Annotated in this window: 9 protein-coding genes; 5 read left to right on the top strand and 4 right to left on the bottom strand. The window is 47.0% G+C overall.

The features are described from left to right. Window positions 1–23 precede the first annotated feature (23 nt). Window positions 24–497, bottom strand: a complete 474-nt coding sequence (locus CHH53_RS16880) for a tRNA (cytidine(34)-2'-O)-methyltransferase (RefSeq protein WP_095217303.1) — start codon at window positions 495–497, stop codon at window positions 24–26. Window positions 498–552: 55 nt separating this feature from the next. After that, a complete protein-coding gene (locus CHH53_RS16875) occupies window positions 553–1,404 on the bottom strand; it encodes an amidase domain-containing protein (RefSeq protein ID WP_095217302.1) in 852 nt (283 codons plus the stop codon). A 244-nt stretch (window positions 1,405–1,648) separates the two neighbouring features. Here CHH53_RS16875 and nfsA point away from each other — a divergent pair, with 244 nt between their 5' ends. Next, window positions 1,649–2,398 (top strand): oxygen-insensitive NADPH nitroreductase, encoded by a 750-nt coding sequence (gene nfsA / locus CHH53_RS16870; protein ID WP_095217301.1) that lies wholly within the window; start codon window positions 1,649–1,651, stop codon window positions 2,396–2,398. A 146-nt stretch (window positions 2,399–2,544) separates the two neighbouring features. On the opposite strand, the gene queG is transcribed toward nfsA, so the two are convergent. Next, window positions 2,545–3,693 carry a tRNA epoxyqueuosine(34) reductase QueG gene (queG, locus tag CHH53_RS16865; RefSeq protein ID WP_095217300.1) on the bottom strand — a complete coding sequence of 383 codons (1,149 nt, stop codon included), beginning with the start codon at window positions 3,691–3,693 and terminating at the stop codon, window positions 2,545–2,547. Between the two features lie 276 nt (window positions 3,694–3,969). Between queG and dat the strand changes: the two genes are divergently transcribed. Beyond that, window positions 3,970–4,833, top strand: a complete 864-nt coding sequence (dat, locus tag CHH53_RS16860; RefSeq protein WP_095217299.1) for a D-amino-acid transaminase — start codon at window positions 3,970–3,972, stop codon at window positions 4,831–4,833. Window positions 4,834–4,964: 131 nt separating this feature from the next. Here dat and CHH53_RS16855 read toward each other — a convergent pair whose 3' ends face one another. Continuing rightward, window positions 4,965–5,606 carry a TVP38/TMEM64 family protein gene (locus CHH53_RS16855; protein ID WP_158221595.1) on the bottom strand — a complete coding sequence of 214 codons (642 nt, stop codon included), beginning with the start codon at window positions 5,604–5,606 and terminating at the stop codon, window positions 4,965–4,967. A gap of 318 nt (window positions 5,607–5,924) precedes the next feature. On the opposite strand from CHH53_RS16855, the gene murA reads away from it, so the two are divergent. From murA to CHH53_RS17520, 3 genes are all read left to right on the top strand, one after another. Continuing rightward, window positions 5,925–7,205, top strand: coding sequence for a UDP-N-acetylglucosamine 1-carboxyvinyltransferase (gene murA, locus CHH53_RS16850; RefSeq protein ID WP_095217297.1), 1,281 nt, complete (start codon window positions 5,925–5,927; stop codon window positions 7,203–7,205). Window positions 7,206–7,295: 90 nt separating this feature from the next. Then, on the top strand, window positions 7,296–7,802 hold the full coding sequence (locus CHH53_RS17525; protein ID WP_198946074.1) for a metallophosphoesterase family protein: 507 nt from the start codon (window positions 7,296–7,298) through the stop codon (window positions 7,800–7,802). 6 nt (window positions 7,803–7,808) lie between these two features. Further along, window positions 7,809–8,549: an SDR family NAD(P)-dependent oxidoreductase gene (locus CHH53_RS17520; protein ID WP_198946073.1), complete on the top strand. Its 741-nt coding sequence runs from the start codon at window positions 7,809–7,811 to the stop codon at window positions 8,547–8,549. Window positions 8,550–8,574: the final 25 nt, after the last annotated feature.

Raw genomic sequence — 8,574 nt, 5'->3', positions numbered from 1 at the left:
TAAACTGCACACTAGTGTGCAGTTTAGGATAACCCATCAAAGCCTTGCTGGCGAAGAGCTTCATAAATGATGATTGCAGCAGTATTGGATAGATTCAGCGAACGGACTTTATCTGTCATGTGGATCCGGAGGCATTGCTCCTCTTTCCCTATGAGCAACTCTTTCGGGATACCGCTCGACTCGCGGCCGAAGACAAATAGAAGGTCTTGGGCGGTATCACTGAAATCATAATCTGTATAATGCTTGGTACCGAAGTTCTCTATATAATAAAAGACACCTTCCGGAAATCGTTCATATAACTCTTCTATACTATCGTAATAATGGATATCCACGTCATGCCAATAGTCCAATCCCGATCTTCTCAGCATTTTGTCATCCGTCGAGAAACCGAGCGGACGGATCAGATGCAAAGTCGTATCCGTTGCAAGGCAGGTACGAGCAATATTTCCTGTATTCGCCGGGATCTCTGGCTGGAATAGTACGATATGTCTGGGCATACACTTTCACCTCTGCTTTTGACTTTCAACCTTACCAGTATAGCATAAGCAGAGATCATACCCCAATCTGGAAAAATTTATAAACCACATTCTCCGTAAAGGCCGGAGAGTCACGGTAGGCCCAATGACGCATCCTGCTATTGGCTGTATGGGCATTGACCAAGGGCTCCCCTTGGGCGTTCCGGGCAACCACAATTGTATTGTGATTGAAATTGCCATCTCCTTCAAAATCATAGCAGATGACATCTCCTGGCCTAAGCAGCCTGGCATCGGCTACTTCCCTACCGCGCAAGCCTTGGGTGGAGCCGCTCAAGTACCATCGCAAGGCATTTGCCACAGTGAAACTATAGCTCCAGCTTTCCCCGTTATACCACCATCCTGAATTCCGATCCGGCTCCCCTCTCATCGGAGCCCCGCCTGCCCGCAGACATTGAGAAACATAATTCGTACAATCAACTTCGAATTTCTTATAGGCAGGATTATAATCATTCCACCAGCGTTCGGCATACTGTACAGCTGCCCGTCTGTCATAGTTGAACTGACGGTCAAAATCCTCATCATTGGTTTCATAGACGACAAGCCCCGGGACATGCGGCTGAACTGCTTCCTCGACACGTTCATCCTGAATGATCTGCCCTTCACGCAAACGCGCTACATGCGTATGCACTTCTTCTTCATGATACGTCGCGTGCTGCTTATGGACGAGGAATGTTGCACACAGCCGATAAGTGATGATATCCTCTTCCCCATCATGCTCCTCACTCAAGATCGTTCCTTCCCCGCGAATCTGTGCAACCTTCGCTCCGTCCTTCTCATGCGATGCAATCCGGCTGACGAGCCAATTCCCGGCTTTCTTCCCTTCGACTTCCTGCATCCAATATTCCGCCAGCTTTTCACCCTTCCCCATCTTCATCCCTCCTGTTCTTTCTCCGATATGACATGGCATATCCACGCAGAAGGAGCAAGCCTCCAACGACAAATACAGATAATACGGTCATGAATGTATCCATGCTCCACCTCACTTGTATGTATGTAGAATCATGGCAGTATATGCTTCATGAGCTTGACTGATTCCCCGGATGAAAGCGCAAACATTTTTAGTTACAAATGTGACAAATTTGTGTATCCTTATAAAAAAGGGGGAGAATACGATGTCTGATGTCTTGCAAACCATCTTGAATCACAAATCAGTCAGATCCTTTACGTCCGAGCAACTTTCAGAGGAGCAGATCAGGGAACTCGTCTCCGCTGCACAGGCAGCATCCACGTCGAGCTTCCTCCAAGCTTACTCGATCATCGGGGTGAGCGATCCTTTAGTGAAAAAGGAACTCAGCACCTATGCCGGCAGTCAGGAATATGTCGTTAAAAATGGCCACTTTTTCGTTTTTTGCGCTGATTTCTACCGTCATAAGGAAATGGCCAGCAATCTGCGGGCAGATATTTCCGAAACGATCCAAGGCACGGAAGCATTGCTGATCGGTACGATCGATGCCTCACTGGCAGCTCAAAACCTTGCCATTGCAGCGGAATCGATGGGCTTGGGTATTTGTTATATCGGAGGTCTCCGAAATAATCTGGCCGGTGTTTCTGCCAGCCTTGGGGTGCCTGTACATGTATTGCCGCTGTTTGGAATCGCTGTCGGATATCCTGAAAAAGTGAACGAAAAAAAACCGCGGCTGCCATTTGAAAACGTCTATCACAAAAATAGATACAACGTGGATAAAGGCATGCTCAATGCCCAGCTGGAAGAATATGATCGTGCCATCCAAGCTTATTATGCCGATCGCTCCGCAAACAGCCGGACAACAACTTGGACAGAGCAGACCACAGATAAATTGCGAATACCGAAGCGGGTATATATGAAGGATTTCATTACGCAAAAGGGCTGGGCAAAACATTAGGAAGGCTGCTGCTTGCAGCCTTCCTTCTTACAGATCTTATTGCCCAAAAGATGGAGGCCTGGCTTGCTTTCTGGAAGCATCGGAATCCAATAAGCAATGCTCCAGGATCTCGCTGAGAATAAATGAAAAAGGAGCGAAATGCTCCTTTAATGCGTTTGTGCATATTGCTGCTCGAATTGCAGCCCTTTTTCCATTTCTTCGCGGACTTGTTCATCCTGCTCCTTTTCCATCGCATTTCTGATTGCCTCGAAACCTTCCGGCAATCCGATTTTGCCGATTGCCCAAGCAGCAGTTCCGCGAATGACAGGCCTCGGATCTCGTTCCATAAGCTCTATCAGATCAGGCACAGCCGATGAACTCTTATAATGCGCAATCGCCAGGATGGCATTTCGCTGGATAGGTTTCTTACCGCGCCATGATCCGGAAATCAAACCGAATTTTGCTTTGAATTCTTTATTGGACATTTTGAGCAATGGCTTCAGGAGCGGTTTCACTATTTCTGGATCCGGCTCCATCTCTTCATGTAAATGAAAGTCCATTCCCTTGTTCTTCGGACAGACAAGCTGACAAGTATCACAGCCATAGATACGATTTCCGATCTTGGAACGGAACTCATCCGGCAGGAAGTCTTTTGTCTGGGTCAGGTAAGCAATACAGCGCTGGGCGTTCAGCTGACCGCCTTGTACAAGTGCCCCTGTCGGACAGGAATCGATACACTTCGTGCATGTACCGCAGCTATCCTCGACCGGCTCATCCGGCAGGAATGGAATATTGGTGATCATTTCACCAAGGTATACATAAGAGCCGAATTCCGGTGTGATGACAAAGCTGTTTTTGGCACTGAAACCAATACCAGCCCGCTCTGCCACGGCCCGATCGGACAGTTCACCGGTATCGACCATGGAACGATAGGAGAAGCCCTCCACCCTTTCGGCAAGAAAAGCAGCCAATTTATTCAGCCTATCCCGCAGCACTTCATGATAATCCATTCCCCAGGAGGCACGGCAGAATAGCCCGCGCGGTTCTTCTCTCGTACTTTTCGGTGCATTCGGCAATCTGGAAGGGTACGCCATCGCTATTGCGATAATGGACTGAGCGGAAGGCATGAGCTTCTTCGGTTCGGTCCGCTCTTCTATCGTTCCTTTTTCAAAGCCCGACTGATAATTTTTTTCCTGCTGCTGCTTCAGTCTTTCCTTCAATTCCTGAAAGACATCCGCGGTCGTGAACCTGATTTTATCCACACCGATTGTCTTGCTATAGGCAATCAGCTCCTGTTTCAGCTTTTCTGCATCCATTAGCCGGCCTCCTTCCTTTTATCATTATTTCCATCATATACATAGTAAAAACGCAATGCCTCGTTACGTTTAAAACGAGACACTGCGTTGGCTCAGGGGTAGTAAACAAGTGCATGAAGAGCGAAATTGAATACCCCGGGTTTATAAATAGTATGTTAAGTAGTATAACAAGGTTTTTACATGCGTGCAACATTCTATACAAAATTCGACAAATTTCTTTTTCCGCCACTGTTTGCAGCTCTGCTATACTGGATGTTAATAAAGGGAGGTATGGATATGAGCTTATATGATTATGTGTTGACACAGGATGGCATGATTACAAAAGAAGCACTTTTATATCCTTTCGAGGAAAGAGGGCTGCAATTCGGTGACGGCGTATACGAGGTCATCCGAATTTACCAAGGAACTTTCGATCTGCTGGAAGAACATATCGATCGACTGTTTCGTTCGGCAGAAGCTATCCGCCTGGAGGTGCCATTTACAAAAAATGAATTGATTGCATCGCTCCAAGAATTAGCAGTCCGAAACGACGTACAGACGGATGCCAAATTGTATCTGCAAATCACTCGCGGTTCAGCTCCGCGTGAACATAGCTTCCCTGATGTCCCTGCTAATTTCTATGCCTATATCGAACAAAGCAAAAGACCAGTCCCCCTGCTTCAGCAAGGCGTACGTGCCGTGCTGGCGGATGATATCAGATGGAATCTTTGCTTCATCAAAAGTCTGAACCTTCTGCCAAATATATTGGCAAAGCAGACGGCTAAGGAAAAAGGGGCATTTGAAGCCATCCTTCATAAACAAGGCATGGTGACCGAAGGTTCGTCATCGAATGTATTCATCATCAAGGATCAAGTTCTTTACACACATCCTGCAGCGGATAATATCCTTCACGGCTGTGTCCGGAGCAGAGTATTGACACTAGCATCGAAAGCTGGACTGCAGGTGGAGGAAACAGCCTTCACGACCGACCAGCTGCTGAAAGCCGATGAAGTATTCATCACCAGCACAACCAGTGAAATCATGCCGGTCATTGAAATCGAGGGGAAACTTATCAGCAGCGGCACCCCAGGCGATAACACTCGTTTTTTGCAGCGCGCCTACGAGAAAGAAAGCGGAATAAAAGTCACGGCATTTGCATGATAAAAAGACCAAAAGGCAGAGGTCAGTCCTTTGTCTTTCGGTCTTTTATCTTTTTGTATATCTTCCTAGATAGCTTGAACTTGACCCATTCAAGCACAAGCTGAAAATAAAAAAAGACAGCCTCGGCTGCCTCAAGTCAATATTTCTTTAATCTTATCCTTTTTCCAGAAACCGATCAAAGCACAAATCAGTATGATCAATAGAATGATAGCGAGATACATATAGTTGAAGGATACGATACTTGACCCAACCAGTGCATAAGTCATCGTCCCCGGGAGCACGCCCAATATACTGGCGGCTAAATATTGCTTGAATTTAACATTTGTCAGACCGGCAACATAACTGACCAGATCATAGTTGAAAACCGGCAGTACACGCATGACCAATACATAGAAGAATCCTTCATCATGCAATTTCTGCTTGATTTTCTCCACCCGCTCACCTAAATCCTTATCCCCGAACCGCTTGGAAAAAAAGTGTGCAAGAAAATATGCGACGATTGCAGCACCAGCGGAACCAATCAAAATGAAGATTGTTCCCTTGATAAAGCCGAAGGCCAGACCCCCGGCAACCGATAATACAGAGGAAGGGAAAAAGATGACGGGTTTAACTGTATACATTCCCATATAGATTAACGGGGAAATGATCCCGAATGAAACTATCCACCCTTGGATTTCTTCAGGTGAGAGTTTAATATGTTCCCGGACAAACCAAAACAGAAAAAGTACAAGCAGCCCGATTCCCGTGCCCTTGAAAATCTTTTTTCCTTTCATGATGAGCCTGCCTTTCCCACGGTATAGTCCAGTCACTTTCATTGTAGCACAAAAGTCTGTTACCGCCAGTATATGAAGCTCTTATCTGTATGGTTCCAAGGTAAAGGTAAAAACTGCATATAGGAATACTTATTCCCTATCTACTTCTTGGCCGATTAATGGTAAAATGAATTTTATGTGCATATGAGAGCAGATAAAAAGCGCTGAATATTGAACAGAAATGCGAGATTGCGGAGAAACCGGTGATATCATCCTTTTCTTCGGGTCTTTTTGCTTCTGGACTTTCAGTGCTGGAAATTAGACAAGGAGCGTAATAGAGTGGACAATGCATGGTTTGAAGTCAGAAAAAGCGGCCCGCTGACCGGGGAAGTCACAATACCTGGTGCGAAGAACAGTGCGCTTGCACTGGTCGCAGCAGGCTGTTTGACAGATGAGACGATAACATTACATGATATCCCTGCGATTCGGGATATTTTATTGATAAAAGACATTGCCGAAGATATCGGTTTAAATATGAAGGAAATAGAAAAAAACACATATGAGCTGACAGGCAGATACATTACATCCGGTAAACTCGATTTAGCCAAAACTTCGGATTTTCGCGCTTCGTATTATTTCGTCGGCGCTTTGCTTCATAAGGTCAAAACCGTCCAAATCGGTTATCCAGGCGGGGATGACTTTGGCTCACGCCCAATCGATCAGCATGTCAAAGCACTTTCCGCACTCGGTGCGACATTTGATTTCAAGCAGCAGTATTATGAGGTTTCTTGCAAGAAGCTGACTGGTGCCGAAATCACGTTCGATGTCATTACATCCGGTGCTACGATCAACGCGATGCTGGCTGCAGTCAAAGCTGAAGGACGGACAACCCTGCACAACGCTGCCAAAGATCCGGAAGTGGTTGACTTAGCCAACCTCCTGAATTTGATGGGAGCAAAAATCAAAGGGGCCGGCACGGAGAAAATCACCATCGATGGAGTGGAATCCCTTCATGGCGGAATCGAGCACACGGTGATCCCGGACCGTTTGATCGCTGGTGCATTTTTGATGGCTGCCGGTGTGACAAATGGCCGCATCACGGTGAAAAATGTCATCCCTGAGCATTTGGCAAGCTGTACAAACAAGTTGATTGAGCTTGGCATGACGATTACAGAGGACGATGACTCGATGACTGCCTCTGGAACTGCACTTCAAGGTACACGCATCCAAACCGGCATGTATCCGGAACTTGCTACCGATCTCCAGCAGCCATTGACTACATTGCTGACATTGGCTGCCGGCCCTAGTACGGTTCTCGATAAAGTGTATCCAAACCGTAACGGACACGTTGGCGAACTGAAGAAACTTGGTGCAGACATCGATGTAGTCGATCATCAGATTGTCATCAATGGCGGCGCCAAACTTAAAGGCGCAACGGTAAAGGCACATGACGTCCGTGCCGGTACCTCCTTGATCCTCGCAGGCCTTGCTGCTGAAGGAATGACCAAAATCACAGACGTGAAGCATATACAGCGCGGGTACGAAGATATCGTCGGGCTGTTCAGGCAGCTGGGTGCCGATATCACCCTGCATCAGCCCGAGCATCAAATACAGCATTGATATCGACCGCTCTCCCCTTTGGGTGAGTGGTTTTTTACGATTGTAAAAACTTGCTTTTGGGTAATATGACATTGTCAGGAGGAAAACCCGATGCGAATCACCATCTTAGCCGATACCCATATGCCGCGCATGGCAAAGATATGGCCGCCCGCACTGCTTCCCTATCTGGAGCGGGCTGACCATATCCTCCATGCAGGAGATATCCAGGACAGCCGCGTTTTGGATTCACTTGCAGCTTATGCTCCCGTGACAGCTGTTTTCGGAAACATGGACAGCTCTGGATTGATGGATAAATTGCCTAAAAAACAGCTGCTGGATTTTCATGGACTCAAAATCGGTCTGACTCATGGGCATGGAAAAGGAAAAACGACTGAACAGCGGGCGAAAGCGGAATTCGAAGGGGAAGCGATCGATCTGCTTATCTATGGGCATTCCCATATTCCCGTCCATAAGGAGGAATCGGGTCTCGTTCTGTTCAATCCAGGATCTCCAACGGATAAACGGCAGCAGGAACAATTCTCATTCGGGGAGCTGATCGTGGAGGAAGATGGTACATGGTCTCTGAAGCATATTTTTTATAAGGATAAGAAAGGATGAATCTAGATGGATTTCACAAATAAAGTAGTGGTTGTAACCGGTGCTGGAAATGGTATCGGAAAGGCAGTTGCTCACGCGTATTCCCAAGCAGGGGCGAAAGTAGCGGCGATTGATTTGGATCGAACTGCTGCTGAACAGACTGTGCAGGAAATGACAGGTGAAGGGCTTGCCCTCCAAGCTGATTTGCGGCTTCACAACGAAGTGACCGACTTCATGAAGAAAGCCTTCGACCATTTTGGACAGATAGATATCCTGATCAATAATGCCGGTATCAGTGAATTCAAAAATATGTTTGAACTGACTGTTGAAGAATGGGACTCGATCATCAATACCAATTTACGCGGCACCTTCCTGGCAAGCAGGGAAGCTGCTGCTTATATGAAGAAGAGCGGAAAAGGCGGATCGATCGTGAATATGGCCTCTACCCGTGCAACGATGTCCGAGCCGGACACCGAGGCTTATGCTGCAACAAAAGGCGGCATCACAGCCCTCACACATGCACTTGCCATGTCCCTGCAAAATGACTATATTACTGTCAACAGCATCAGCCCCGGCTGGATTGAGACCAAGGAATATGACAGCCTCCGCCCTGTCGATCATGATCAGCATCCCTCCAAGCGGGTCGGGGCACCATCCGATATCGCAAGAGCGTGCTTATTCCTTACATCAGCGGAGAATAATTTCATCAACGGCGAAAATCTCGTGGTGGATGGCGGCATGACACGGAAAATGATGTATGAACATTAAAAAGACAATGCCCTCGGGCATTGTC

The organism is Terribacillus sp. 7520-G (genome assembly GCF_002271665.1).
Lineage (GTDB): Bacteria > Bacillota > Bacilli > Bacillales > Amphibacillaceae > Terribacillus.
The sequence above is the reverse complement of the archived record's forward strand: the minus strand, read 5'-3'. Positions and strand labels throughout refer to the sequence as shown.